At 63.7% G+C, this 25,065-nt stretch carries 24 protein-coding genes and 2 pseudogenes; 18 read left to right on the top strand and 8 right to left on the bottom strand.

What is annotated here, in order from left to right; translation table 11 throughout:
• Nucleotides 1-703 precede the first annotated feature (703 nt).
• Entirely contained in the window at nucleotides 704-1,345 is a 642-nt protein-coding gene (locus tag QMG52_RS22365) for a helix-turn-helix domain-containing protein (RefSeq protein WP_502920543.1), read from the bottom strand.
• 412 nt (nucleotides 1,346-1,757) lie between these two features.
• Nucleotides 1,758-2,947: pseudogene (locus tag QMG52_RS15130) on the bottom strand (IS3 family transposase).
• A 279-nt stretch (nucleotides 2,948-3,226) separates the two neighbouring features.
• On the opposite strand from QMG52_RS15130, the gene QMG52_RS15125 reads away from it, so the two are divergent.
• Nucleotides 3,227-3,445, top strand: coding sequence for an IS110 family transposase (locus QMG52_RS15125; RefSeq protein WP_283561228.1), 219 nt, complete (start codon nucleotides 3,227-3,229; stop codon nucleotides 3,443-3,445).
• Between the two features lie 51 nt (nucleotides 3,446-3,496).
• Here the strand turns inward: QMG52_RS15125 and QMG52_RS15120 are convergent.
• A pseudogene (locus tag QMG52_RS15120) lies at nucleotides 3,497-4,387 on the bottom strand (IS630 family transposase); the annotation flags it as partial.
• Between the two features lie 410 nt (nucleotides 4,388-4,797).
• On the opposite strand from QMG52_RS15120, the gene hflX reads away from it, so the two are divergent.
• Together hflX and QMG52_RS15110 are read left to right on the top strand one after the other, a co-directional pair.
• Nucleotides 4,798-6,417 carry a GTPase HflX gene (gene hflX, locus QMG52_RS15115; RefSeq protein WP_283561234.1) on the top strand — a complete coding sequence of 540 codons (1,620 nt, stop codon included), beginning with the start codon at nucleotides 4,798-4,800 and terminating at the stop codon, nucleotides 6,415-6,417.
• Nucleotides 6,410-8,473, top strand: coding sequence for an ATP-dependent DNA helicase (locus QMG52_RS15110; RefSeq protein ID WP_283561227.1), 2,064 nt, complete (start codon nucleotides 6,410-6,412; stop codon nucleotides 8,471-8,473). Before hflX ends, QMG52_RS15110 begins: the two co-directional genes overlap by 8 nt.
• Nucleotides 8,474-8,492: 19 nt before the next feature.
• Here QMG52_RS15110 and lexA read toward each other — a convergent pair whose 3' ends face one another.
• Nucleotides 8,493-9,236, bottom strand: coding sequence for a transcriptional repressor LexA (gene lexA / locus QMG52_RS15105; protein WP_283561226.1), 744 nt, complete (start codon nucleotides 9,234-9,236; stop codon nucleotides 8,493-8,495).
• A gap of 383 nt (nucleotides 9,237-9,619) precedes the next feature.
• Between lexA and QMG52_RS15100 the strand changes: the two genes are divergently transcribed.
• The 8 genes from QMG52_RS15100 (at nucleotide 9,620) to QMG52_RS15065 (ending at nucleotide 16,151) form a co-directional block, all read left to right on the top strand.
• Nucleotides 9,620-10,021 carry a LysM peptidoglycan-binding domain-containing protein gene (locus tag QMG52_RS15100; protein ID WP_283561225.1) on the top strand — a complete coding sequence of 134 codons (402 nt, stop codon included), beginning with the start codon at nucleotides 9,620-9,622 and terminating at the stop codon, nucleotides 10,019-10,021.
• A gap of 156 nt (nucleotides 10,022-10,177) precedes the next feature.
• Nucleotides 10,178-11,275, top strand: a complete 1,098-nt coding sequence (locus QMG52_RS15095; protein WP_283561224.1) for a histidinol-phosphate transaminase — start codon at nucleotides 10,178-10,180, stop codon at nucleotides 11,273-11,275.
• A 187-nt stretch (nucleotides 11,276-11,462) separates the two neighbouring features.
• Complete coding sequence (gene hisB / locus QMG52_RS15090) at nucleotides 11,463-12,089, top strand: imidazoleglycerol-phosphate dehydratase HisB (protein WP_283561223.1); 627 nt, start codon at nucleotides 11,463-11,465, stop codon at nucleotides 12,087-12,089.
• A gap of 77 nt (nucleotides 12,090-12,166) precedes the next feature.
• Nucleotides 12,167-12,802, top strand: coding sequence for an imidazole glycerol phosphate synthase subunit HisH (gene hisH / locus QMG52_RS15085; RefSeq protein ID WP_283561233.1), 636 nt, complete (start codon nucleotides 12,167-12,169; stop codon nucleotides 12,800-12,802).
• Nucleotides 12,803-12,964, top strand: a complete 162-nt coding sequence (locus tag QMG52_RS15080; RefSeq protein ID WP_283561222.1) for a CG2302 family histidine operon protein — start codon at nucleotides 12,803-12,805, stop codon at nucleotides 12,962-12,964.
• Between the two features lie 74 nt (nucleotides 12,965-13,038).
• The gene (gene priA, locus QMG52_RS15075) at nucleotides 13,039-13,782 is read left to right on the top strand and encodes a bifunctional 1-(5-phosphoribosyl)-5-((5-phosphoribosylamino)methylideneamino)imidazole-4-carboxamide isomerase/phosphoribosylanthranilate isomerase PriA (protein WP_283561221.1); all 744 of its coding nucleotides are present in this window, start codon (nucleotides 13,039-13,041) and stop codon (nucleotides 13,780-13,782) included.
• A 5-nt stretch (nucleotides 13,783-13,787) separates the two neighbouring features.
• On the top strand, nucleotides 13,788-14,675 hold the full coding sequence (locus QMG52_RS15070; protein ID WP_283561220.1) for an SseB family protein: 888 nt from the start codon (nucleotides 13,788-13,790) through the stop codon (nucleotides 14,673-14,675).
• A 186-nt stretch (nucleotides 14,676-14,861) separates the two neighbouring features.
• On the top strand, nucleotides 14,862-16,151 hold the full coding sequence (locus QMG52_RS15065) for an MFS transporter (protein ID WP_283561219.1): 1,290 nt from the start codon (nucleotides 14,862-14,864) through the stop codon (nucleotides 16,149-16,151).
• Nucleotides 16,152-16,263: 112 nt separating this feature from the next.
• Here QMG52_RS15065 and QMG52_RS15060 read toward each other — a convergent pair whose 3' ends face one another.
• A complete protein-coding gene (locus tag QMG52_RS15060; protein ID WP_283561218.1) occupies nucleotides 16,264-16,698 on the bottom strand; it encodes a DUF1844 domain-containing protein in 435 nt (144 codons plus the stop codon).
• 397 nt (nucleotides 16,699-17,095) lie between these two features.
• Here QMG52_RS15060 and infC point away from each other — a divergent pair, with 397 nt between their 5' ends.
• From infC to QMG52_RS15040, 4 genes are all read left to right on the top strand, one after another.
• Nucleotides 17,096-18,271, top strand: a complete 1,176-nt coding sequence (infC, locus tag QMG52_RS15055; RefSeq protein ID WP_502920542.1) for a translation initiation factor IF-3 — start codon at nucleotides 17,096-17,098, stop codon at nucleotides 18,269-18,271.
• Between the two features lie 104 nt (nucleotides 18,272-18,375).
• Nucleotides 18,376-18,570 carry a 50S ribosomal protein L35 gene (rpmI, locus tag QMG52_RS15050; protein ID WP_196396269.1) on the top strand — a complete coding sequence of 65 codons (195 nt, stop codon included), beginning with the start codon at nucleotides 18,376-18,378 and terminating at the stop codon, nucleotides 18,568-18,570.
• A 101-nt stretch (nucleotides 18,571-18,671) separates the two neighbouring features.
• Complete coding sequence (rplT, locus tag QMG52_RS15045; protein WP_283561217.1) at nucleotides 18,672-19,055, top strand: 50S ribosomal protein L20; 384 nt, start codon at nucleotides 18,672-18,674, stop codon at nucleotides 19,053-19,055.
• A 56-nt stretch (nucleotides 19,056-19,111) separates the two neighbouring features.
• Nucleotides 19,112-20,029 (top strand): TrmH family RNA methyltransferase, encoded by a 918-nt coding sequence (locus tag QMG52_RS15040; RefSeq protein ID WP_283561216.1) that lies wholly within the window; start codon nucleotides 19,112-19,114, stop codon nucleotides 20,027-20,029.
• A 124-nt stretch (nucleotides 20,030-20,153) separates the two neighbouring features.
• Here QMG52_RS15040 and QMG52_RS15035 read toward each other — a convergent pair whose 3' ends face one another.
• A complete protein-coding gene (locus tag QMG52_RS15035) occupies nucleotides 20,154-20,426 on the bottom strand; it encodes a GlsB/YeaQ/YmgE family stress response membrane protein (protein WP_283561214.1) in 273 nt (90 codons plus the stop codon).
• A gap of 198 nt (nucleotides 20,427-20,624) precedes the next feature.
• Between QMG52_RS15035 and QMG52_RS15030 the strand changes: the two genes are divergently transcribed.
• Nucleotides 20,625-21,569, top strand: a complete 945-nt coding sequence (locus tag QMG52_RS15030; RefSeq protein WP_283561213.1) for a cation diffusion facilitator family transporter — start codon at nucleotides 20,625-20,627, stop codon at nucleotides 21,567-21,569.
• Here the strand turns inward: QMG52_RS15030 and QMG52_RS15025 are convergent.
• Entirely contained in the window at nucleotides 21,527-22,768 is a 1,242-nt protein-coding gene (locus tag QMG52_RS15025; RefSeq protein ID WP_283561212.1) for an MFS transporter, read from the bottom strand. The genes QMG52_RS15030 and QMG52_RS15025 overlap by 43 nt on opposite strands.
• A 94-nt stretch (nucleotides 22,769-22,862) precedes the next feature.
• On the opposite strand from QMG52_RS15025, the gene QMG52_RS15020 reads away from it, so the two are divergent.
• The gene (locus QMG52_RS15020) at nucleotides 22,863-23,294 is read left to right on the top strand and encodes a (deoxy)nucleoside triphosphate pyrophosphohydrolase (RefSeq protein ID WP_283561211.1); all 432 of its coding nucleotides are present in this window, start codon (nucleotides 22,863-22,865) and stop codon (nucleotides 23,292-23,294) included.
• Between the two features lie 140 nt (nucleotides 23,295-23,434).
• On the top strand, nucleotides 23,435-23,644 hold the full coding sequence (locus QMG52_RS15015; RefSeq protein WP_283561210.1) for a DUF5302 domain-containing protein: 210 nt from the start codon (nucleotides 23,435-23,437) through the stop codon (nucleotides 23,642-23,644).
• Nucleotides 23,645-23,826: 182 nt separating this feature from the next.
• Here the strand turns inward: QMG52_RS15015 and QMG52_RS15010 are convergent, their stop codons facing one another.
• The gene (locus QMG52_RS15010; RefSeq protein WP_283561209.1) at nucleotides 23,827-25,065 is read right to left on the bottom strand and encodes an acetate/propionate family kinase; all 1,239 of its coding nucleotides are present in this window, start codon (nucleotides 25,063-25,065) and stop codon (nucleotides 23,827-23,829) included.

The raw sequence follows: 25,065 nt of genomic DNA, 5'->3' as shown, positions 1-25,065 counted from the left end.
GCCGATCCGTCCTCCCAGCCAGGATCCCCACAGCGATGTCCGCCCGATCCGAAAACGACAACGGCCTACGCCCCACCAGCAGCTCCTCTATTCAACCAACGTGTTGCTTCGAGGGTATGACACCGCCGATTCCGTCGGCGATGAAAAGGTTTACGCGCACTGGCTAGCCGACGACAGAAATCAATGCTAGAAGCAATATCGCCAAACACTGGACGCCCACCGCGGGGGTTCGCGACCGCTTCGTTCCCATCTTCTGCGAGCAACCTGGAAATGGGGAAAAGCAGATCCGAATCTTCAAGTAGTCTGCAGGCAGGAATTGACGGGCCAAGGCACAACTCTGGACTTGACGCGCCAGTGTACTTTTCTGAACTGCGAGCGGACATGTCGTTGACAACAGTGTTAGGAGATTATATTAGTACCAGTCCTATTTTGGCACCTGCGGGTCGCTGGTGGGATCGGTGGGAATAACGTGACCAGCTGGATACAGCTGCTGCAGGCCGCCATAGATTGACGGGTACGCCGACAGGAGCGGGCGAGCAGCAACAACGTCGATTGCAAGACATTTAGGCTTATTGCGGATATTCGCACAGGGCACCTGCTTGTGCCGCGGCCTCGGCCATCCGTGTTGTCGCCCCTACAACCACAACGGCGTTCCCAAGGAGGGTGTTCGAACAGGATCCTTAGCTACAAGACAGGGAGGATGCTAGCCAGCTTCTCCTACCGAACACCATATGGCATGGGCTGGTCCAGAGCCGGCATTCCAAAATCGGTGGGGCAGCGTTGAATCAAGAACAATGGAGTCCCCGACTCCCAAGGTAAACACATCGAATTCGATCTGCACGTTTAGCGTCCCTTGAACCATGACCCCGTATTCGCGGCCCGGATGGCGGACAAACTGCTCATTATCAGTGGAACCACCACCGACAGCGTAGACGATCTCACGAAAATCAACCCGTCCATCTGATGACGGGGTGAGTAGCTCCCACCTGACACCGGACTTCAAGTTAATTGCCTTACGGCTCGTTGCCCTAGTTACGAAACGGTCTTCCCCAGGCGTTCGGTCGGCCCGCGCCACCTCAATAGGTCCACTCAGTTCCGAACCTTGGCCCTCAAAAAGATAGTCCAACGAGAGCCCGAGTTCAGCAACCATCGAATACAGTAATCCCATGGACGGCGCTACCAAACCACGCTCCACCTGTGATATGTGACCTGGGGAAACATCAAGTTGGCGCGAAAACCCCCGAAGTGAGACAGAACGAGCCTCACGAGCGGTGCGGATCTTCTGTCCTACAGCTAGCCATGGCAGGAGCGACTGGTCCGGCTTGGGTCGTCTAACTGTGTTCATAGGTCCATCGTATAGATACAACTGTTTTGTCTAATAAGCTTTCGTATCTGGGCGGCGTCATAGCCTCGAAGCAACAAGTCAGTTTGATAGAGGAGCTGCTGGTGGGGCGTAGGCCGTTGTCGATTTCGGTTCGGGCGGACATCGCCGTGGGGATCCTTGCTGGGAGGACGGATCGGCAGATTGGGACTGATCTTGGCCGGGATCATACGATCATTTAGCGGGAACGGCTGCGGAACTCGACGAAGACCCGCGGCTACCGCCCGGTGAGTGATGACTGTGCCGCCGAGCGCCGGCGTAAGCGTCCACAGGTCCGGAAAGTCGAGACCGATCCAGTCCTTGCCACACGGGTGAAGGTGGATCTGGCGAGGTCAAGGACGCCGCGGCAGATCGTAAGGTTGGGTCTGCCCAGGGTTTAGATGACAGTTTGGTTTAATATTTCGGGGACCGTTTGAGTGGTCTTGTTTATTGTCTCAAACTCGATCGGTCTCAGCTTGCCGAGTCGTCGTTGGCGGCGTCGGCGGTGGTGGTAGGTTTTCTCGATCCAGACCACGATGGCCAGGCGTAGTTCTTCCCGGGATTCCCACCGTTTTTGGTTCAGCACGTTCTTTTGCAGCAGCGAGAAGGAACTATCCATGGCTGCGTTGTCTGCACACGCCCCGACCCTGCCCATGGACCCTCGCAGGCCGGCGGAGCTGATCAGGCGGGTGTTTTTTTTGGACCGGAATTGCGAGCCCCGGTCCGAATGTATGAGAGTTCCTTGCGGGGCGCGTTGACTGATCGCAGCTTTCAGCGCGTCAAGGGCCAGGGAGGCTTTCATGCGTGAATCGATGGAGTAGCCCACAATCCCGTTGGAGTAGACGTCCTTGACCGCGCACAGGTAAAGCTTGCCCTCTCCGGTGTGGTGCTCGGTGATGTCCGTGAGCCACAACAGGTCCGGCGCCGAGGCGGTGAAGTTCTGCCGGACGTGATCATCGTGAACGGGTGGGCCGGCTTTCTTTCCCGTGCCGCGCCGGCGGTGGATGACGGAGAGGATCCTGTTCTCACTGCACAAACGCCCGACCCGGGTCTCGGAAGCCAATAGCCCCAGTTCGTGGACGAGTTCGTCATGGATTAGCCGGTACCCGAACATGGGATCCTCAGCATGGATGTCCAAGGCCGCGTTGACCAGGTGCGCTTCCTCCCAATCCCGGTCACTGACCGGGTTCGCACACCACTGATAAAAGGCCTGAGGGAGAATCCCAATACCCGGCAGGTCACCGCGACCGGTACCCGCACAGGGGCTTCCGGGGCGGCCAGTTCAAGGACCAGCGGGTACATCATTTTGGGTTGACATCCTTAGGAGAGGTAAGCCACCGCCCGGCGCATCACCTCCGCTTCCTGCTCGAGGAGCCGGATGCGTTTCTTCGCCTCACGCAGCTCGGTCGATTCTTCCTTGGTGACACCGGGGACCACGCCGTCCTGGACATCAGCGATCGTCAACCACCGGTGCAAGGCAGCCGGGGAAACAACAAAGTCCTTAGCGATGTGGACGACACTGGATTCGCCCTTGCGGGCCACCGCGACCACGTCACGGCGGAACTCTTCAGGAAAAGCTTTAGGCATGTTCAACATCCTTTCACCTGCGAGCCAAGAACTCACAAGTCAGATGTCAACCAACCCCGGGCAGACCCAACCCTGCCAGCCAGTCACAGATTAGCTATGTAAATACTCACAAGGGGGTGTTGTCACTGGCATCCGATGGGCACCAGAGGCTCGCTAAAGAGGACATACCAGCCGCAGACTCGATCGTGGCAGACCGGACCGTAACGCGGATGTCGAGCTACCGCGCCGCAGGACAGAGAAGCAGTGTTTCACTGAGTTTTATGTCTGGAGGTAGGCACGATGGAGGACCGCCACATGGTCGGTGTCTTCATCGGCGTTGATGTTGGCAAGAGCAATCACCACGCGCTCGCGTTGACCCGAAACGGGAAGAAACTTATGGACAAGACCGTTGCCTGGGACGAAGCTAAGCTGCCGGCCATCATCGAGAAACTCGCCCGCCGACCACGGGACCCTATCTTTGGTCGCGGCGGCCCGCCACCGTCTGCGCGCTGCCGGTAGCCGTGGCTCAGTCCGCTAGTGTAGTGTCTCAGTTTTGCTTTGTGGCTTGGAGCGCTCCACCAGGTTCAGCCAGGAGGAGGAGGTTGGGGTGAAATGCAGGTGAAACCGCGGGTTCTTCTCCAGCCATGCTCTCACGTTCGAATGCTTATGGGTCGCATAGTTGTCCACTATGAGGTGGATTTGAAGGCCCTTGGGGACCTCCTTCTCGATGGTTTTTAGAAACCCCAGGAATTCATCGTGCCGGTGCTTGGGCACGCAGGATCCCAGGACCTTTCCCGTGGCGACCTCCAAGGCCGCGAAGAGCGTGGTGGTTCCGTTGCGCTTGTAGTCATGCGTTACGGTCTCGGCCCGACCCCTGACCATCGGCAGGGACGGTTGGGAACGGTCAAGAGCCTGGATCGAGGTCTTCTCATCCATGCAGAAAACTATCGCGTTCTCCGGCGGATTCAGGTACAGCCCGCACACATCAATGAGCTTCTCGTCAAAGTTCGGATCGGTGGAGAGCTTGAACGTCTTGATCAGGTGCGGCTTCAGCCCGCGTGCCGCCCAAATCCGCTGCACCTGCGCCGGAGACACACCGACCCGTGCCGCCATGGACCGCACCGACCAATGCGTCGCACCCTCCGGTTTGGAAAACCGCGTCAATTCAACGATTTCGGCGATCTTCGACTCCGAGATCGCCGGCTTGCGCCCCCGCCCCTCCTTGACCTTGCCGAACTCCTTCAGCCCTTCCCCTACGAACCGGGCACGTCAAGCCCGCACCGTCGCCGGGCTTACACCCACCACCCGGGAGATCCACTCGTTAGCCAGACCCTCGGCGGCCATCAGGAGAACCTGCGCCCGCTGCACTTCGCGATGTGAAGCAAGCCGAGACTTGGACAGGGCCTCCAAGACCTGGTGCTGGGCGTCGGTGAGGGTCAATGCGGGAGCTGGATTCGACATGCTCCCAGTTTAATCCACAAGTCATAAACTATTTTGGAGACACACCACTAGTATCATGGACGCATGTACATTCTGTGATTGGCCCGTCCCGCAATGGCCCGTCCCGCAGTGGCCCGTCCCGCAGTGGCCCGTCCCGCAGTGGCTCGTCCAGAGGCGATTCCGGCAGGGCCTATTCCAAGAGCGGTAGTCCAGCGGCGGTTCATGCCAGCGCCAGGCCATGAACTGGCTGCGGCCCGCTTCGCCGCCGGCACGTTGAGTAAAATCCGTGCGAACCGATCACCTAAGGATGTTTAATGGCCCAGGAATTCCCAGGTATACCAGCGTCCGGCCGAACGCCGGAAGGCCGTGCGGCCGGCTCCAATGTCCGCGGACCGGACTACGATGTTAAGCACGACCTTCTAAAGGAGATTATGACCAACCCGAATCCAGCCCCCGGCGCCGATGAAGCAGGAACATCCGGCGAGAGTCAGGACATGACCGCGGCCGATATCCAGGCCGTCATTGACCGGATTCTGGCCAAGGACGCCGGGGTGGCCGAGCATGCGGCGCGTTCCGGTTCCCGGACCTCCGACGGCGCCGCAAAGGCCCGCGGGTTGAGCACCAACCTGGGAAAGGCACAGGCGATATCCGCTCTTGACGGCGGGCACGGCAGCTACGACGGCGACCAGGAGGATCTGCAGGATCGCCGCGCACTGCGCCGGGTGGCAGGTCTGTCCACCGAGCTTGAGGACGTCACCGAGGTCGAGTACCGCCAGCTGCGGCTGGAGCGCGTGGTGCTGGCCGGTCTGTGGACCGAAGGCACGCTCGCGGACGCGGAGAATTCGCTGCGTGAGTTGGCGGCGTTGGCGGAAACCGCAGGATCAGAGGTGCTGGATGGGATCGTTCAGCGCCGGCTCAAACCGGACCCGGGCACGTTCCTTGGTTCCGGCAAGGCCCTGGAGCTTAAGGACATCGTGGCCGCAACCGGCGCCGACACCGTCGTGGTGGACGGCGAGTTGGCTCCGTCACAGCGCCGTAGCCTTGAAGACATCGTACTGGTCAAGGTGATCGACCGGACGGCCCTGATTTTGGACATCTTTGCCCAGCACGCCAAATCCCGTGAGGGCAAGGCCCAAGTGGAGCTGGCCCAAATGGAGTACCTGTTGCCTCGGCTTCGCGGCTGGGGTGACTCCATGTCCCGGCAGGCCGGTGGACGCATTGGAGCGGCCGGCGGCGGCATAGGTTCCCGGGGGCCCGGTGAGACGAAGATCGAACTGGACCGGCGCCGGATCAGGACTCGGATGGCCAAACTGCGCCGTGAAATCGGTGCAATGAAACCCGCGCGGGACACTAAACGTTCCAACCGCCGTCGTCATGCCGTCCCGTCCGTCGCCATTGCCGGGTACACGAACGCCGGTAAGTCCTCGCTGCTGAACAGGCTCACCGACGCCGGCGTGCTGGTGGAAAACGCGCTCTTTGCCACGCTGGACCCCACCGTCCGCAAGGCCGAAACCGCCGACGGGCTCGGCTTTACGCTGGCGGACACCGTCGGCTTTGTCCGCTCGCTGCCCACCCAGCTGGTGGAGGCCTTCCGGTCCACTTTGGAAGAGGTGGCGGACGCGGACCTGATCCTGCACATTGTGGACGTCTCGCATCCGGATCCGGAGGGTCAGATCGCCGCCGTCCGCCAGGTTTTCAGCGAGGTGGACGCCCGCAAGGTCCCGGAGATCATTGTCCTGAACAAGGCCGACGCCGCCGACCCTTACGTGATCGAGCGGCTCCGCCAGCGCGAACCACGCAACGTGGTGGTGTCGGCCCGCACGGGGCAGGGCATTGACGAACTGCTCACGGCCATCAGCGAAGCAATTCCGCGCCCAGGCGTGGAGCTGGAGCTGCTGATTCCGTACGACCGGGGGGACCTGATCAGCAAGCTGCATGAATCCGATGCCGAGATCCTTACGCTGGACCATGGCGAGTCCGGAACGCACGCCAGCGTGAAGGTGCGCGAGGGGCTGGCCGCAGAGCTGGAGCCATTTATCCTCCATGGCTGAGGCAGCGGCGCAGAACGTAGGAACAGCCTTGGGGGAGCAGTTCGCCCTGGAGTTGCTTGACGCTGCGGTGGACGCCATGGGCGGTCAGCGCCGCGATGGTCAGCATGAGATGGTCCGCCGGGTGGTCAGTTCCATCAACACCGGCGACCATTTGCTGGTGCAGGCCGGCACGGGAACCGGAAAATCGCTGGCGTATCTGATCCCGCTGATTGCGCACGCGCTCGAGAGTGAAAAGCCCTCCCTTGTCTCCACCGCCACGCTCGCCCTGCAGGCGCAGATTGTCGGCCGTGACCTTCCGCGGCTGTTGGAATCGATTTCCGCAATGCTGCCACGGCCGGTGAAGGTGGCGCTGGTGAAGGGGCGGAGCAATTACGTCTGCAAGCATAAGCTGCAGGGCGGGTTCCCGTCGGAGGAGCCCTCCGAGGGCCAGTTGTTCGCGCTCGGCGAGGATACCAGCGTCATTCACCCCGTCGGCGCCTCTTCCGGGTCCTCCAGCCAGTTGGGCCGTGAGGTGGTCCGGCTCCGGGACTGGGCGGAGGACACCGAAACGGGAGACCGCGACGAACTCACGCCGGGGGTCAGCGATCGGGCCTGGCACCAGGTTTCGGTGACGTCGATGGAGTGTCTTGGGGCGCAGAAGTGCCCACTGGCCCTCGAATGCTTCAGCGAACTGGCGAAGGTACGTGGCGCGGAGGCGGACCTCGTCGTGACGAATCATGCGATGCTGGCGATCAGCGCGTTTGAGGGCCTCGCGGTCCTGCCCGAGTATGACGTCGTCGTGGTGGATGAGGCGCATGAACTTCAGGACCGGGTTACCGGTGCTGTCAGCGGTCAGCTCTCTGTGCAGATGATTCACGTTGCCGCCTCCAGCGCGCGGAAGAATACGGGCATCTCGATGGAGACACTCAATTCCGCGGCCGGGTATCTGGAGGCGGCCCTTGACGGACTCCCGTCCGGGCTGCTGCCCTCGGGCCTGAACGAGCAGCAGCTCACCGCCATTGATCAGGTGCGCGATGCCTGCCGGACGGCGTTGTCGGATTCCAAGGGGGACGCCGGCAATGCCGACGGCGGACGCCAGATGGCGCGCTCACGCCTGACGTTGATTCTGGAACTGGCCGAGAGGCTGCTGGTGGCGCGCGAGGCCGGCGAGGTGGTCTGGTTGTCCCGACCGGGCGGATTCACCCCGCAGCAAGGCTACTCCGTGCCGGATGAGTCGGCTCCGGCTCTGATCAACATCGCACCGCTGAGCGTGGCCGGCCGGCTCCGGGAGGGGCTCTTCGCGGATCATACGGTTGTGCTGACCTCGGCTACCCTCGCGGTCGGCGCGGCATTTGAACCGGTGGCCGGCGGGTTGGGACTGCTGGGTCCCGGGGCGCCCAGCTGGACCGGGGCGGACGTAGGCTCGCCGTTCGATTACGCCAAGCAGGGGATGCTGTATGTGGCCGCCCATTTGGCGAAGCCGGAGCGCGGCACCTCGGCAGAGCAGCTCGATGAACTCGAAGCACTGATCCGGGCTTCGGGCGGCGGGGCGCTGTGCCTCTTTTCCTCCCGCCGGGCGGCAGAGGACGCCGCGGAAGCGCTCCGGTCCCGGCTGGAGGTGGTTGTGCTCTGTCAGGGGGAATCATCGATGGCCGCCCTTGTTAAGCAGTTCGAGGCTGAACCGGACACCTGTTTGTTCGGCACCATGTCCCTGTGGCAGGGCGTTGATGTGCAGGGTGCGTCCTGCCGGCTCGTGGTGATAGACCGGATCCCCTTTCCGCGCCCGGATGACCCGCTGATGACCGCACGCTCGCGCGCCGTTGCCAAGGCCGGCGGGAACGGTTTCATGTCGATATCGGCGACTCACGCGGCGGTCCGGCTTGCGCAGGGCGCGGGCCGGCTGATCCGCTCGTCCTCGGACAAGGGCGTGGTGGCAGTACTGGACTCACGGCTGGCCACGGCCCGTTACGGTGGCTTTCTGCGTGCGGCCCTCCCACCATTCTGGCCCACGACGAACCGTGCGCTGGTGATGAGCGCCCTGCAGCGGCTGGCCGAAGCAGGCAAACCCGAGGCCTGACTGGCGGTAGACCGCGCGCCTAGATGGCGCGCAGCACCGAAACAATTTTGCCCATGATGGTGGCATTGTCGCCCACTATCGGTTCATAACGGGTGTTCTGCGGCAGCAACCAGGTGTGCCCATCGCGCTGACGGAACGTCTTGACGGTTGCTTCGTCATCGAGGAGGGCCGCCACGATGTCGCCGTTGATGGCGTCCTGCTGCCGGCGCACTACGACCCAGTCGCCGTCACAGATCGCGGCGTCGATCATGGAGTCGCCGGTCACCTTGAGCATAAAGAGCTCTCCATGACCTACGAGCTGGCGTGGGAGTGGCATGACGTCCTCGACTACCTGATCAGCCAGGATGGGTCCGCCGGCGGCGATCCGTCCGACTAGAGGCACCATGGCGGTGTCGGAGGCGCTGCTCAGCTCTGCCATGTTCAGACCACTGGCGCTGCGCAGCTTTGCCGGGGATGGCACGCCCTCGATTTCCACGACCCCGTCGTCCAGGGTGAGCGGGATGAGCACTTCCATGGCGCGGGGGCGCTTCGCGTCCCGACGCAGATAGCCCAGTTTTTCCAACTGGGAGAGCTGATGAGTGACGCTGGACAGGCTTGCGAGCCCGACGACGTCGCCGATCTCACGCATGGACGGTGGGTAGCCCTTGTCACTGATGGAGCGCTGGATACACTCAAGGATCTTTTTTTGCCGCACCGTCAGGCCCTTAAAGCCGGCCCGGCTGGCACGGTTCCCGCTATGGAGGATGAATTCCGGACCTGCCATGACGTGCTGTCCCTTCTTGAAACTGCAACCGGCCCGGCGCCGACAAGCGCCCGGCGGATCCGCTCCGCCCGTCATCCGTATGCTACGGCTTGGTCGGAGCTGACCACCCCGCCAACGCCCCAGCCAAAATGTCGGTGGGTTCTGGTGGACTCGTCGTGTGGCCGGATCCTGCTTCTAATCTAGGGCAGTTTCCGGTTGATTTCAAACATATGTTCTACCGGGTCTTGGCATGCATCGTTAGTGAGTGCTACAACTGAAGAACACAGTTTCGAATACATGTTCTAGCTGAACCAGTGGTATTTGAACCCTGCGCCGCCTACCGGCGCTACAAGTGCACTGCCGGGTCAGGACAACTGGACCTCGTAGCGTGAAAGGTGAAGAAAATGAACGCCACATCGACCTTTAATCTCGAAGCCCGGCCCGCCTCCGTGAGCCGGCGGCTGGCTTCCAAGGGCTGGCAGCCCGTATCCAAGATCCAGCTCCGACTGACTCGCCGCGGGCGTCTGGTCCTGATGGGTATTCCGCTGATGCTGGCCACTATCGCTGTGCTGTTGCTGGCCGGGTTCATTACGTCCCCGGCCCAAGCCTCCATCGGTGCAAATTCGCCGGGGGTCCACGCTTCCAAGGTCACCGTCATGGCGGGCCAGACTCTTTGGAGCATCGCCTCGGCAAGCGATCCGTCACGGGATCCGCGGGACGTTGTGGGGGACATCCTGGAGTTGAACAGTCTCACCACTTCAGTCGTCCAGCCGGGGCAGCAGGTCTACGTTCCGCTGCTGAACTGATGGCGAAGGCTGCCTTGAAGCACAGCAGTGAGGCCCACCAGCGTCGCCAACCATTGGGGCCGGTGAGCCTCTAAGAGCTGACTGATGAGGTGGTTATGTCAGCTTTAATTCCCGGCCCGGTTCGACCGTGGCGGCCGGGGAGCTTAAACTGGAACCGTGAATCAGACTGAGCGTCTCGACCGGCTGCCCCTGCGGAACGATCTGCGCGGGCTGCACCCGTATGGTGCGCCTCAGCTGGACGTCCCCATCCTGCTCAACGTCAATGAAAATACCCACGGCGTCCCCGATGATGCGCGCGAGGCCATCCTCAAGGCGGTCGACAACGTGCTGGTCGGCCTCAACCGCTACCCGGACCGGGAATTCACCGAACTGCGACGGGCTTTGGCTGCATATTTGGGGCACGGTCTAGCGGCTGAGAACATCTGGGCAGCCAACGGGTCCAACGAGGTGCTGCAGCAGATCCTGCAGGCGTTCGGCGGACCGGGACGCAGAGCCCTGGGCTTCCCTCCCACCTACTCCATGTATCCGTTGCTCGCCAACGGCACCGGAACTGAGTACGTCACCGGGCGCCGCACGGAGGATTTCGGCCTGAGCGCCGCGTCAGCCGCCGAACAGGTACGCGAACTGGCACCCAACATCGTCTTCCTCTGTTCACCAAATAATCCAACTGGCACGGCGCTCAAGGCCGAAGTTGTTGAAGAGGTCTACGAGGCGGGCGAGGCATCGCAAGCCATTATCATCGTCGATGAGGCATACGCGGAATTCGCCCATGACGGAACACCCAGCGCCATGGCTTTACTGCCGGGGCGTGAGCGCCTCGTGGTCTCCCGCACCATGAGTAAGGCCTTCGCCCTGGCCGGCGCCCGGTTGGGCTATCTCGCCGCCGCCCCTGAGATCGCCGACGCATTGCGGCTGGTCCGGCTGCCTTACCACCTCTCCGCCATTACACAAGCCACGGCCGTGGCGGCGCTGCGGAACTCCGATTCCCTGCTGGCCAACGTTGAGAACATCAAGATCCAGCGCGACCGGATCGTGGCCGGACTATCCGCGTTCGGGCTCAAGCCGGCGCCGTCGGATTCCAATTTTGTTTTCTTTGGCGGCATGGAGGATCCGCATGCCATCTGGCAGGGACTGCTGGAGGCGGGCGTCTTGATCAGAGACGTCGGCATTCCCGGTCATCTGCGCGTCACCGCCGGCACGGAAACGGAAACATCGGCTTTCCTCGACCGGCTGGCCGTGCTGTTGGGCCGTTGAGTGGCCCGCGAACGACGGGTTCGATGGCTGGTGGCCGACCGGCATTCGGGGATCCGTCCGTATTCTCCTAGAATTAGGGGACGCCGACCAATGTTTTGGCACCGGTGCTGCGTAATCCGGACGCGTTCCGGCGCCGCACTGCAGAGGCCAGCACCATCCACGATCCAGGAACGAAGGACGGCCCGCAATGAGCGAGAACACATCCACTTCCGGCGCCCCACGCACGGCGCGGCTGGAACGGAGCACCAGCGAGTCGTCCGTACTGGTAGAGGTTGACCTGGACGGGACAGGGGTGTCCAGCATCGCTACCTCCGTCCCCTTTTACGATCACATGCTGACAGCGCTGTCGAAACATTCGCTGATCGACCTGACCGTCAAGGCCAGCGGAGATACCCACATTGACGTGCACCATACCGTGGAAGACGTGGCCATCACCCTGGGTGAAGTCCTGCGCCAGGCCCTGGGCAACAAGGCCGGCATCAGGCGGTTTGGCGAAGCCACCGTTCCACTGGACGAGGCACTTGCCAACGCCGTCGTCGATGTTTCCGGCCGCCCCTACCTGGTTCACAGCGGCGAGCCGGCCGGACAGGAATATCACCTTATTGGCGGCCACTTCACCGGTTCGCTGACGCGCCATGTCTTTGAAGCCATGACATTCCACGCACGGATATGCCTGCACATGACGGTCCTCGCCGGGCGGGATCCGCACCACATTGTGGAGGCACAGTTCAAAGCCTTCGCCCGCGCCCTGCGCAGTGCCATCGAACCCGATCCGCGCGTCGTCGGCATTCCTTCCACCAAGGGCAGCCTGTGACGGCGGAGCAGCTTTCGCCGGACAGCGCCGCTGACGCCCCGTCGGCGGACGGCGGCGGTTCCGCGGCGGGTCCGACGGTGACGGTGCTGGACTATGGCTCGGGGAACGTACGTTCCGCCGTCCGGGCCCTTGAGCGCGCCGGCGCCGTGGTGACGCTCAGCGCCAAGGCCGACGACGTGCTCGGCGCCGACGGCCTGGTCGTCCCGGGTGTCGGGGCCTTCGCTACGGTGATGAAGGAGCTCAAGGGCGTCGACGGTCTGCGGATGATCGGCCGGAGAGTCGCCGGCGGCCGTCCGGTGCTGGCCATTTGCGTTGGACTGCAGATCCTCTTCGATGGCGGTGTCGAGCACGGCAACAGCGAACCGGGGATGGCCGAGTGGCCCGGCACGGTGGAACTGCTCCCGGCTCCGGTGGTGCCGCACATGGGCTGGAACACCGTTGACGTGCCGGAGGGGTCGAAGCTTTTCGAGGGCGTCGAGCATGACCGTTTTTATTTTGTGCATTCCTACGGTGTGCAGACATGGGACTTTGATGTGGCCCACGCGCGCATCAAACCTCCCCTGGTCACCTGGTCTGAGCACGGAGCCCGCTTTATTGCCGCGGTGGAGAACGGGCCGCTGTGCGCCACCCAGTTCCATCCGGAAAAATCCGGGGACGCGGGGGCACGGCTGCTGCGTAACTGGGTCCACTCGCTGCGGAAGGCGGCGGCCTGAATGTGGTCGGTTGTCCTGATGGGCCTCGCCGGGCTGCTGGTCGGCGGTGCTATTGCCTACTACCAGCAGAAGAAGCCGCGCTGGATCCCGTTTTCCTTTGCCCTGCTGGCCGTCATGTCGCTGCTGGCCGCTTACCTGCTGACGCTGCCGGCCTCCAAATAATTCCATCCGGCGGTCCGCTGAACGCGCGGGCCGCCGCCCTGCTTATTCCACGCACCTAGACCGATGAGGACCCGATGACCAGCGCTGAGAAAACCCTTCTGGAACTGCTTCCCGCCGTAGATGTCGCCGACGGCCAGGCCGTGCGCCTGGTGCAGGGTGAGGCCGGCAGCGAAACGAGTTACGGATCCCCTCTCGATGCCGCGCTGGCTTGGCAGAATGACGGTGCCGAGTGGGTGCATCTGGTGGATCTGGACGCCGCGTTCGGTCGGGGCTCCAATCTTGAACTTTTGCGCGAGGTAGTGCAGGCCCTGAACGTCAAGGTGGAGCTTTCCGGCGGTATCCGCGACGATGCGTCGCTGGAGGGCGCCCTCGAGCTGGGTGCGGCCCGGGTGAATCTGGGCACCGCAGCGCTGGAGGACCCGTTGTGGACGGCCCGGGCCATTGAACGTTTCGGTGACAAGATCGCCGTCGGCCTTGACGTTCGTGGCACGACGCTCGCAGCTCGCGGCTGGACGAAGGAGGGCGGGGACCTTTGGGAGGTGCTGGCCCGCCTGGAGGATGCAGGATGTGCCCGGTATGTCGTCACCGATGTGACTAAGGACGGAACTCTGCGGGGTCCGAACGTAGACCTGCTCCGCGAGGTTCTTGCGCGCACTGGAAAGCCGGTGGTGGCATCCGGCGGCATTTCCAGTCTGGCGGATCTGCAGGAACTGCGCACGCTGGTTCCGCTGGGGCTCGAGGGGGCAATCGTGGGCAAGGCGCTGTACGCCGGAGCCTTTACGCTTCCCCAGGCCCTGGATATCGCCGGCCGGCGCTAGCCGCAATGTCTGAGCCGGTGCAGCGCTCGCTTCCGGGGCACATTGCCGCGGCGTTGGCGGCAGCCGGCGGTGCCGCCGATTCGGCCGACCAGCCGTGGCTGGGGCGGACGCTGGGTGCGGAGCGGAAGTATCACAATTTTGAGGACGACGACGGCGCCACCGACGCGGGCTACGCGGCGGCACTGGCTGCGCTGGGCGCCAGGACGGGGGATGAAGCCGCAGTCGTCCACAGCCTGGCTTCGGCCCGGGTCTTCGTGCCCATCCTGGCTCAGGTGGCACGGGCCCACGTTGCGTCGAATGGCTTGGCCTCGGACAAGGAGTCCGATATGGCACTGGTGACACTGACGGCGCCGGACGGGCGTCGGGCGCTGCCGGTGTTCACCTCCACCGAGAACTTGACCCGCTGGAACCCTCAGGCGCGGCCCGTCGCCGTGTATGCCCCGCGGGCGGCGCTCTCCGCCGTGGCCGAAGAAGCGCAGCTGATGGTGGTGGATCCGGCGGCGCCGCAGACGTTCGTGCTGCGGCGCCCTGCAGTGTGGGCGCTGGCCCGTCAGCAGCGCTGGCTGCCCAGCTACGCCGACCCGCAGATAGCCAGCGCTCTGGCCGGATCCATGGCGGCGCTGGGGCATCCGGCCCTTTTGGGAATCCGGGCGGAACCCGGCGCTGGGATCGTTTCCGCCGACCATGAGGGGAACACCTCTCCCGGTGGTGGCGCGGGGCCGGAATTACGGGTTCAATTGACTCTGGCACCCGGCCTTGATCAGGATGCGCTGAACGCTCTGATCGGGGAACTAGAGCTGTTATGGTCGCGAAATGAATACTTCGCGGAGTCTGTTGATTCGGTGGAGGTCCGCCTGCAGGCCGCCGCGTCAACGGACAGACCGGCGCGTTGAAGCGGCACGGTGTTGAAGCGGCACGGTGTTGAAGCGGCACGGTGTTGAAGCGGCACGGTGTTGAAGCGGCACGGTGTTGAAGCGGCACGGTGTTGAAGCGGCACGGTGTTGAAGCGGCACGGTGTTGAAGCGGCACGGTGTTGAAGCGGCGCTCAACGTGCAGGAACGACGAGAAGGAACACGTCAGTGAACTTTGCCGGCTACCGGGAACTGCTTTCCATAGCGCCTGTGCGCCGGCTCCTGCTGGTCGCCATGCTGGCGCGTATTCCGCACGCCGCCGCGGGGGTGCTGGTGACACTGCACGTGGTGGAAACTTTGAACCTCGGCTATGGCGCCGCCGGCGGCGTGGCCGCGGCGGTCACCATCGGCATCGCGCTGGGCGCTCCCTGGCGCGGACGGCGCGTGGATCTGGTGGGTCTGCGCCGGGCGTTGGTTCCCTCCGTCATCTCGGAAGTCGTGGTGTGGTCGGTGGCGCCCTTCCTCGGCTATGAATTGCTGTTGGTGGCCGCCGTCATCGGTGGCCTGTTTTCGGTGCCGATCTTCTCCGTGGTCCGACAAGCGCTGGGTGTCATGGTGGCGCCGGCGCAGCGGCGCACGGCCTATGCGCTGGATTCGGTCGGGGCGGAACTGACATTCATGGTGGGCCCGGCACTCGGTGTTCTGCTCTCGACCACCCTGCATTCGGTGGCCGGCCTGATCCTTATCGGCGCGGCCTCTGCAGTGGCGGGTCTGTTCCTGATGTGGTTCAATCCACCCACGCGTACCGGGCAGCGCGGCAGCTATCAGCAGGATGTCAATGACGAATTGGCCTCGATGGAAGAGTTGTCTCCTGCCGAGGCCGCCGGCAGCCAGTCCTTCGCCGGCGCAAACGTGCTGGGCAGGCTCTGGGGACGCACCAGGGGGAGCCTGGTCTGGCTGAACGTCGCCGTGATCGCGGTCCTCGGCGCCTCCCTGGGCGCGGGACTGGTGCTCTCCGGAACGGATGTGGGGATCGTGGCGGTACTGCGCAATTCGGATCAGATCGGATCCATGGGCATCGTGTTGGTGTTCTGGTGCGCGGCTTCGGTGGTCGGCGGTCTGATCTACGGCGCGCTGAGCCGGCCGGTCAACCCGCTCTGGATGCTGGCGGCCATGGCTTTGCTGACAATCCCGATGGGCTTCGCCACCGATGCCTGGAGCCTGGCGCTGCTGTCCATTGCCCCCGGCCTGCTGTGCGCGCCGGTGCTTACCTCCAGCGCGGAGCGGATCGCAGAACTTGTGGCGGAACAGCGCCGCGGCGAGGCGATGGGCTGGTACGGTTCATCGCTGACACTGGGAAGCGCAATCGGCGCCCCGTTCGGCGGTATGATGATCGACATCGTTGGCCCCTGGGGAGGGTTCACTACGGTGGGCATCCTGGCCGCGGCACTGGCCCTGGCAGGGCTAGTGGCCCAGGCGTTCAGACGACGCTCCCTCAGCAGGCCGGCCCTCACATAGCGGCACCATTGTTGATCACTTGCCCCTGCGGCATCTCCCACGAGGTGAGTTGGGAGACCGGCCGATCCCAACGGCGTCTTCAGGGGCAGATCTCGACACTCACCGCGGGGTGTCAGTTGACCGCGCCGGTGAACTTCTCGCCGGGACCCTTGCCCGGTGCGTCGGGAAACTCGGATGCCTCGCGGAAGGCCAGCTGCAGGGAGCGCAGCCCGTCACGCAATGGACCAGCGTGCTGGCTGCCGATCTCCGGGGCGGCGGCGGTAATGAAGCCGGCCAGAGCGGTAATGAGCTTGCGGGCCTCATCCAGGTCCTTGAGATCGTCGGCGTTGGCACCATCCGCCAGCCCGCATTTCACCGCGGCCGCGCTCATCAGGTGCACTGCCGCCGTCGTAATCACCTCAACGGCAGGAACTTCGGCAATATCGCGCAACTGCGTGCCGGCACCTTCCCCTTCGGGCGCCTGCCGGGCTGCCCCGGCCGCTTCCGGTGCCTGGCCAAAACTGTGGCGGGTCTGCTCTACGGGTGAATTGTTCTCTGGCGTACTCATGCTGGTAAGCTTGTCACAGACCGACTGAATGTCGCTATTTTCTTGGCGTCCAGACCGGATGCACCGACGGTTGTTCCGCAGCCCCCCGGTGCAGGTCCGGACAGGGAACGTGCATTCAGCCAGCAAGCGGAGTTCTTTCCCACCCGTCGACCCGGTACAGGTTTCCCCAGCGTTTGGGCAACCCCGGAGTTACCGGGTACAGGTCGGCCAGGCGCTCCTGACAAGGGGCTGACGGTGGATATCCCTTCGGGGGATCTGCGGCCGCCGACCATGAGGCCTCTGATTGCGCCAGCAGTCGGGGGCCTTCTCCTATTTCTGGTGTTCGCACGATTTTCGAAAACAACAGGAGTGACACATTAGCGAGCCACGAATCAACGATCGAATCCGCGTCCCCGAGGTGCGGTTGGTAGGACCGGCAGGTGAACAGGTCGGCATCGTTCGCATTGAAGACGCGCTGCGCCTTGCGGCTGAGTCGGACCTGGATCTTGTTGAGGTAGCACCGGCGGCGAAGCCTCCGGTGTGCAAACTGATGGACTTCGGCAAGTACAAATACGAGGCCGCCGTCAAGGCCCGTGAAGCGCGGAAAAACCAGACCAATACTGTTCTGAAGGAAATCCGTTTCCGCCTCAAGATCGATAAGCATGACTACGAAACCAAAACCGGGCACGCACTGCGGTTCCTGGGAGCCGGCGACAAGGTCAAGGCCATGATCCAGTTCCGCGGCCGCGAGCAGCAGCGCCCGGAGATGGGTATCCGTTTGCTCCAGCGTTTCGCTGAAGACGTCGGCGAGGTCGGCGCGATTGAATCCAGCCCCCGCATTGACGGCCGCAACATGGTGATGGTGATCGGCCCGTTGAAGAACAAGGCCGAGGCCAAGGCCGAGGCACGCCGTGCCGCGCAGCGTGCCGATTCGAAGGCGCACAACGAGGCGGTTGCTTCCGGCCAGGAACGTGTTGATGTGGACCGGGACAGCCATGTACCGATGACGCAGAGCCTTGCGGATCTGCTGCCCGATGGACTGCACCTGAACGAAGACCGGACTCCGGCCGTGCCCGCAGAAGGGCCGGGTGTGGCGACTGGGGCCGCAGCAACAGCGGACACCGCCCCGCAGGAAGTCCCGGCGCCGGTGGCGGCCTCGGCCGCCGAGGAAAAGCCGGTAACACCGCCCGCGTCGGCTGTGCAGCCGGTGACGGCGTCCGCTGCCGCGGCTCCGGCTGCAGCACCAGCGACGAGGCCCGCAGCGGCTTCCCGACTGGCGGCAGCACGGCCCACAACGTCGGCACGGCCCACAACGTCGGGAGGGACTACAGCGGCGGCACGGCCGACGACGGTGGCCGCCAAGCCGGCGGAAGCCGCCAAGCCGGTGTCGGCGAAGCCGGTCCCGGCGCCCAAGCCGGTCCCGGCGCCCAAGCCGGTTCCGATGCCGAAGCCGGTCGCGAAGCCCGCGCCGATCAAACCTGCCGCGAAGCCCGCATCGCGCCCGGCAACCGGTATCAAGCCCGCCGCCCGGACCGGTTCCGCTGCGTCCACGGCCGGTAAGGAAAGTAAGGAAACATCAGACTCAGCCGAGTAGGGCAGCTGCCCCGTCCGGCCGTGAATTACCCCCCAGTGACCTGACCGGTTGCTGCAAAGAGAACCACAGGCAGCGCCGGTGGATACGTAAGGAGATCGGTTTCCATGCCGAAAATGAAGACCCATAGCGGGGCCAAAAAGCGTTTCAAGCTCACCGGAAGCGGTAAGCTCAAGCGCCAGCAGGCCAACCGCCGTCACTACCTGGAGCACAAGCCGTCATCGCTCAAGCGCCGCCTGGCCGGCGACCGGATTGTTGCCCCGGCAGATGCCCGCAACATCCGCAAGATGCTGGGTATCTGACCCATAGTCAATCGGCTGCCTGTCCACACGGGACGGCGGTATCGCAATAAGCCTTCTCAGGCACGTTTGGCTTGGGATGAAGAACTTTAAGGAGTACGCACGTGGCACGTGTGAAGCGGGCGGTCAACGCCCATAAGAAGCGTCGGGTTATTCTTGAGCGCGCCAAAGGTTACCGCGGACAGCGTTCACGCCTGTACCGCAAGGCCAAAGAGCAGCTGCTGCACTCATTTGTGTACAGCTACGGTGACCGCCGCAAGCGCAAGGGTGACTTCCGTCGGCTCTGGATCCAGCGCATCAACGCTGCATCCCGCGCCAACGGCCTCACCTACAACCGCCTGATCCAAGGCCTGAAGGCCGCCGAGATCGAGGTTGACCGCCGCATGCTGGCCGACCTGGCCGTCAACGACGCCGCGGCGTTCGCGGGCCTGGTCCAGCTGGCCAAGGCGGCGCTCCCGGCCGACACCTCAGCACCGGCTGCCCGGTAGCAGCAAGAGAACGTCAGGACTTTTTAGGCCTCAAGGAAGACTGCTACAGTCCTAGAATGACTGAATCCGGGCGTCCACCAGCAGATGCAATGACCAATCCCCGAGCAGATCGGGTACGGGACGTTGCCAAGCTGGCTGGACGCCCGGTTCGTTTTAAGCGCGGACAGTTCCTTGCCGAAGGGCCTCAGGCCGTCCGTGAAGCGCTCAGGGCGCACCGGGACGCGCTGGCAGCGGGTGGAAGCGAACTGGTAACCGACGTGTATGCCAGCCTCGAATGCCTCAAGAAGAACGCAGATTTGCTGGAACTCGCCGAGGACCCGGCCTGCCGGTTGCATGTGCGCGTGGCCAGCGAACTGGTGCTGGAAGCCATGACCGAGACGGTGACGCCACAGGGGATTCTGGCCGTCTGCAACTTTGTGGATGTGCCCCTGGAGCAGGTGATTGCGGGGAAACCGCGTCTGATTGCGGTGCTGTGCCAGGTGCGTGACCCCGGCAACGCTGGAACTCTGCTGCGTGCGGCGGACGCCGCTGGCGCCGACGCCGTCGTTTTCACGGCCTCGAGCGTAGACATCTACAACCCCAAGGCGGTCCGCTCCACCGTGGGATCGTTGTTTCATCTGCCGGTGGTCACCGGCGCCGGCGTCGGCGACGTGGTGGGAAAATGCAAGGCGGCCGGGATGATGGTTCTGGCCGCTGACGGCTACGGTCACTTGAACCTCGATGATCTTCAGGATGAAAGTGCCGCACGTGGCTTCGATCAGGAGGTCCCGGAGTCGGAGTGTGAGCTTGAGACGCCCACCGTGTGGCTGTTCGGCAACGAAGCGCAGGGACTTTCCGACGACGAGCTGATGCAGGCCGATCATCGCGTGGCCGTGCCGGTCTATGGGTCAGCCGAGAGCCTGAACCTCGCGACCGCTGCGACCGTGTGCCTGTACGCCAGCGCACGGGCCCAGCGTCGGGGCGGGGAACAGTAGGCCGCAACGATCACGGCGCGCTTGGCATACACCGGCAGGCAACAGGAAGGGCAGGCAACAGGAAGGGCCGGCACCAGGGCGCCGGCCCTTCCCGTTGTCACTGGCTGAATTGCCAGCTGTAAATTCAGGCGTTGCTTTTGTTCCGGCCAGTGATGGCACCGTAAACGCCAGCGACGACAAGACCGCCGATAATGGCGAAGATCCATGTACCGATATGGAACAAACCGTTCATGGAGTCACCGCCAAAGACCAGACTGGAGATCCAGCCGCCGACGATGGCTCCGACGACGCCCAGAATCAGACTCGTGCCCCAGCCGCCGCCGACACGCCCCGGCATGACAGCCTTGACAATGGCACCAACGATGAGACCCAGGATAATCCAACTAATGAAACCCATGACTCCTCCTTCTGATGAACTTACATCTGAGAGACTAGCACCCGGGGGGCTGGACACAAAGCAGACTGATCACTTTCCTTTGGGCGTGTTGGGCGTTTCCCCATGCGACCGGTAGTGTTTTCCCGGGAATATTAGTCTTGGTGGGATTAGTCCCCGCGGGCGCGCGTTTATTGGGTAGCAATTCAAAGGAGTGGCATTGTGTCCAGCAGTGGAGGAAGCCAGGCAATCGTTGCCGCGTTCGCAGCGAATATATCGATCGCGATACTTAAGTTCGTCGCCTTTCTGCTGACGGCGTCGTCGTCAATGTTGGCCGAATCGATTCACTCACTGGCCGACTCCGGAAATCAACTGTTGCTGTTGCTGGGAGGTAAGAGGGCCCAGCGGCAGGCCAGTCCGGAACACCCCTTCGGGTACGGCCGGGAGCGGTATATTTACGCGTTTATAGTCTCCATTGTGCTTTTCAGTGTGGGCGGTCTGTTTGCCCTCTTTGAGGCCTATGAGAAATTTCACGATCCGCACGGAATCGATGCTAATTGGGCCTGGGTCCCGCTGGTGGTACTGGTTGGTTCTATTATCCTGGAGGGGTTTTCGTTCCGCACCGCCGTAAAGGAATCCAACGGTACGCGGGGCGGGAAAAGCTGGGTGCAGTTTATCCGCACGGCAAAGGCCCCCGAACTGCCTGTCGTCTTGCTGGAAGACTCGGCGGCACTGGTTGGTCTCGTTTTTGCCCTTTTTGGCGTATCCATGACGCTGGTGACCGGTGACGGGCGGTGGGATGCGGCAGGAACGGCGCTGATCGGCCTCCTTTTGGTGGCCGTCGCCGTCGTGCTGGCCATCGAGACCAAGTCGCTGCTGCTGGGCGAATCGGCCACCGTGGCGGATGTGCGGGCGATCGAGGCCGCCCTGGTGGGCCCCGGGGTGAGCCGCATTATTCATCTGAAGACCATGCACCTTGGTCCGGAGGAACTGCTGGTGGGCGCAAAGATCGCCGTTTCGGCTGCCGATTCGGCTGCGGGAATCGCGGCCGCCATCGACGCGGCGGAACAGCGAATCCGTGCGGCCGTCCCAATCGCCAAAATTATCTATCTGGAGCCGGATATCTATTCGGCAGCCAAGGCAGCCCCGGTCGTTTCCGGTAGCTGAGGTGCTCGCCATGCCTGCTGCCGCCGGCGGTCCACCAGCCCGCTGACCAGGGCGATGCCGACGCCGACAGCCGCCAGGTACGCTCCCACCAGCGCCGGGGCGGTATAACCCCAGCCCCAGGTGATGACCACACCGCCGAGGAACGCGCCCAGCGCATTTGCCACGTTCAGCGCTGCATGGTTCAGCGAGGACGCCAGCGACGGTGCATCGGGTGAGACATCCAGCAACCGGGTCTGCAGTGCGGGCACCAGCATGGAGCCTGCCGCGCCGACGACGTAGATCATCACCAGCGCGGCCCACGGAATGTGGACGGTCAGGCTGAAGACCAGCAGCATCAGGGCGATGAACACCATGACGGCATAAATGCTGCCCATCACCGACCTGTCCGCAATCCTCCCGCCGATGATGTTGCCCGTCACCATTCCGAGGCCGTACAGGGCCACCACAACGGGCAGGAAATCAGCCGGGAAACCAGCGACCTCGGTCATGGTCGGCGCGATGTAGGAATACACGGCGAAGAAGCCGCCAAAGCCAACGATGCCGATCAGCAGCGCCAGCCAGACCTGAAGCCGTTTAAGCGCGCCCAGCTCGGTGCGGATACTCGCACCCTTCACGGTCTTCTGCGCCGGTACAAAGCGGAGGACGCAGGCCAACGTAGTAAGGCCGATCAGGGCCACCAGCACGAACATCAGCCGCCAGCCGAACTGTTGCCCGATGAGCGTGGCCAGCGGAACCCCCACGACGTTGGCAACCGAGAGCCCGAGCAGGACCATTGAGATCGCGTGTCCGCGTTTTGTCGGTGCCACCAATGAGGCGGCGATCACCGCTGCCACCCCAAAATACGCGCCGTGCGGCAGCCCGGCAACGAAGCGGCTGACCAGCAGGGTCCCGTAGTCCGGGGCAAAGAAAGACGAAAGGTTGCCCAGGGTGAAAAGCACCATCAGCCCCAGCACCAGCTTCCGGCGCTGCAGACGGGCGCCGACGGCGGCCAGCAGCGGCGCGCCGACCACCACGCCGAGCGCGTAGCTGGAGATCAGATGACCAGCCTCGGGAATGCCGACGCGTACACCGTCGGCAATATTGGGCAGCAGCCCCATCATCGCGAACTCGGTGGTACCGATGCCGAATCCGCCGACGGCGAGGGAAAAGATGGCCAGCGTGATCTGGCGGGGGGACAGTTGAGTCGAGGTCGTCGTCATTCGTCTCTCGATAGTTCGGGGTGGGAGCGCTGGTCTACTGGGATCGAGGACCGCGCTGTGCGCTTCCATCCTAATTGGCCCTAAACTGGTGGCCGTGACTTTACTGAGGCAGATCGTCGGCGGCGCGATCGTGGATTCGCTGCGGAACCCGCGGCTGCTGCTGGCGGCCCGGCGCACGGCCCCGCCGGCCTACGCCGGAATGTGGGAATTCCCCGGCGGCAAGGTGGAGCCGGGGGAGGGGCACGAGGATGCCCTGCACCGCGAGCTTCGTGAAGAGCTCGGTGTTGCGGTGCGGCTGGGTCCGGAGCTCACGGGCCCGACGGCGACCGGCTGGCCGCTGAGTGAACAGGCGGCGATGCGAGTCTGGCTCGCCGAGCTGAGTTCGGGCACGCCGAAACCGTTGGAGGATCATGACGAACTGCGGTGGGTGCCCTTGGATCAGAATGCCGGGCTGTTGGAGCTGGCATGGATTCCGGCGGATCTGGCGATCGTGTGCGCCCTGCTGGCCGTCGTCGTCGGGCCCTAGCCATGCCGGTTCCAGATTGACCGTTTTGATCCCCTTTCTATAGGCGGGCCGGCCCGTATCCGGTCCTGCGCACATTCCGCCCCGGGCGGCGGAGAACTGTGCCAGACTGGAGCTTCACCGCAGACACCCAGGAGGATTAGATGACAACATCTGGCGAGCACAACGAGGACGAGCCTGCCGCTGACGCGAAGGCCGGTGCCAGCGATGACATGAAGAAGAAGTTCCGCGAGGCGCTGGACCGCAAAAACAGCCAGCACCATGCCACAGTCGAGGCCTCCACCGGTGCCAGGATAAGCCACGAGCATGGATCCGCCTCGCAGAAGCGTGAGTTCCGCCGCAAGAGCGGATAGCCGCCGGGAGCCGGACGGTACCCGGATCGGGACGTTCGGCCCGAGGGAGAACATGCATGCGTTCGAACAGGACGGCTGACAGTTCACGCAGTACAAACTTTCGAGCGGCTGGAGCGGCTCGACGCGAGATTGGCCGGCCTGAACCTGATCATTACGTCCGCAGCGGACCTATTGGTCCGGCTTTAGCGAAGGCCGGCGACGACGGCCGCAGTCGCCTCCGCGATCGCCCGCTCCTCATCCGTCGGGACGACAAGCACCGCAACCGCGGAATCGGCTGTGCTGATGATCCGTGGCTCACTGCTGCGGGCACGGTTGGCATCTGCGTCCAGACGGATGCCGAGCACCTGCAGCCGGTCCACCACCAGCTGCCGGAACTGCCAGGAATTTTCCCCGATCCCGGCGGTAAAGACGATCGCACGGGCCCCACCGACGGCCACATGGTAGCCGCCGACGTATTTGGCGAGCCGGTAGGACGCCACAGCCAGCGCTGTCCGCGCAGCCTCCGCGCCGCCGTCGGCCGCCTCCACCACGGAACGCATGTCATTGTTTCCCGCCAGTCCCGTCAGCCCGGAATTCCTGTTCAGTAGTTCGTCGAGCCCGTCCGCGTCCATGCCTTGGCGCAGCAGGAAGATCAGGACCGACGGATCGATGTCCCCGGACCGCGTGCCCATCACCAGCCCCGCCAGCGGTGTGAAGCCCATGGACGTATCGATGCTGGTGCCGCCCCGGACCGCGGTGACCGAGGCGCCGTTTCCGAGATGGGCGATGACCGCGTTGAAGTCCTCCGGGGCAATGTTAAGCAGCCTGGCCGCCCGGACCGACACGTAGCCCAGTGAGGTGCCGTGAAAACCGTAGCGTCGGATGCCGTAGCGGCTGTACAGCTCATCCGGCACGGCGTACCGCCAGGCATGCTCGGGCAGGGTGCGGTGGAAAGCAGTGTCAAAGACGGCCACCTGCGGCAGCTGTGGCCAAATCCCGGTAATGGCACGGATTCCGAGCACATTGGCGGGGTTATGCAGCGGGGCGAGCGGATTCAATCGCTCAATGGAGCGGGTGATCTCGTTGTTGATCAGCACCGGTCCGCTGAAGCGTTCGCCGCCGTGCACCACGCGGTGCCCGACGGCGTCGAGCTTGTTGCCGCCGAGCACCTCGGAGACCGCCGCGCCGATCCGGTCCAATGCCTCGGCATGGTCCTTGACCGCATCGGGGCCCGGGGTGGAGTCGCCAATCCGGTCGATCAGGCCCTCGGCCACGATTCTGGCGCCGCCGTCGACGGACGGTATGCCGCCCGGGACTGCCTGATCAGCATCGACCCCCGCGCCGTCCACCATCCCCCCGCGTGGCCGGGCACCGGGGTCGGGGACCTCACGGATCTGGTATTTGATCGAGGATGAGCCGGAATTCAGGACCAGGATGAGCAT

It is taken from the genome of Paenarthrobacter sp. PH39-S1, assembly GCF_030063245.1.
Taxonomy (GTDB): Bacteria; Actinomycetota; Actinomycetes; order Actinomycetales; family Micrococcaceae; genus Arthrobacter_M.
Note: the sequence above shows the minus strand (reverse complement) of the source record. Positions and strands in the feature narration are given on the sequence as shown.

Coding starts and splice junctions, on each gene's coding strand:
- QMG52_RS22365 (WP_502920543.1), bottom strand. CDS start 1,345: ATGAACACAGTTAGACGACCCAAGCCGGACCAGTCGCTCCTGCCATGG.
- lexA (WP_283561226.1), bottom strand. CDS start 9,236: ATGGCAGGTCCGGAATTCATCCTCCATAGCGGGAACCGTGCCAGCCGG.
- QMG52_RS15100 (WP_283561225.1), top strand. CDS start 9,620: ATGAACGCCACATCGACCTTTAATCTCGAAGCCCGGCCCGCCTCCGTG.
- QMG52_RS15060 (WP_283561218.1), bottom strand. CDS start 16,698: ATGAGTACGCCAGAGAACAATTCACCCGTAGAGCAGACCCGCCACAGT.
- QMG52_RS15025 (WP_283561212.1), bottom strand. CDS start 22,768: ATGACGACGACCTCGACTCAACTGTCCCCCCGCCAGATCACGCTGGCC.
- QMG52_RS15070 (WP_283561220.1), top strand. CDS start 13,788: ATGTCTGAGCCGGTGCAGCGCTCGCTTCCGGGGCACATTGCCGCGGCG.
- QMG52_RS15110 (WP_283561227.1), top strand. CDS start 6,410: ATGGCTGAGGCAGCGGCGCAGAACGTAGGAACAGCCTTGGGGGAGCAG.
- priA (WP_283561221.1), top strand. CDS start 13,039: ATGACCAGCGCTGAGAAAACCCTTCTGGAACTGCTTCCCGCCGTAGAT.
- QMG52_RS15080 (WP_283561222.1), top strand. CDS start 12,803: ATGTGGTCGGTTGTCCTGATGGGCCTCGCCGGGCTGCTGGTCGGCGGT.
- QMG52_RS15125 (WP_283561228.1), top strand. CDS start 3,227: ATGGAGGACCGCCACATGGTCGGTGTCTTCATCGGCGTTGATGTTGGC.
- QMG52_RS15035 (WP_283561214.1), bottom strand. CDS start 20,426: ATGGGTTTCATTAGTTGGATTATCCTGGGTCTCATCGTTGGTGCCATT.
- hflX (WP_283561234.1), top strand. CDS start 4,798: ATGACCAACCCGAATCCAGCCCCCGGCGCCGATGAAGCAGGAACATCC.
- QMG52_RS15010 (WP_283561209.1), bottom strand. CDS start 25,065: ATGCTCATCCTGGTCCTGAATTCCGGCTCATCCTCGATCAAATACCAG.
- hisB (WP_283561223.1), top strand. CDS start 11,463: ATGAGCGAGAACACATCCACTTCCGGCGCCCCACGCACGGCGCGGCTG.
- rpmI (WP_196396269.1), top strand. CDS start 18,376: ATGCCGAAAATGAAGACCCATAGCGGGGCCAAAAAGCGTTTCAAGCTC.
- QMG52_RS15040 (WP_283561216.1), top strand. CDS start 19,112: ATGACTGAATCCGGGCGTCCACCAGCAGATGCAATGACCAATCCCCGA.
- QMG52_RS15015 (WP_283561210.1), top strand. CDS start 23,435: ATGACAACATCTGGCGAGCACAACGAGGACGAGCCTGCCGCTGACGCG.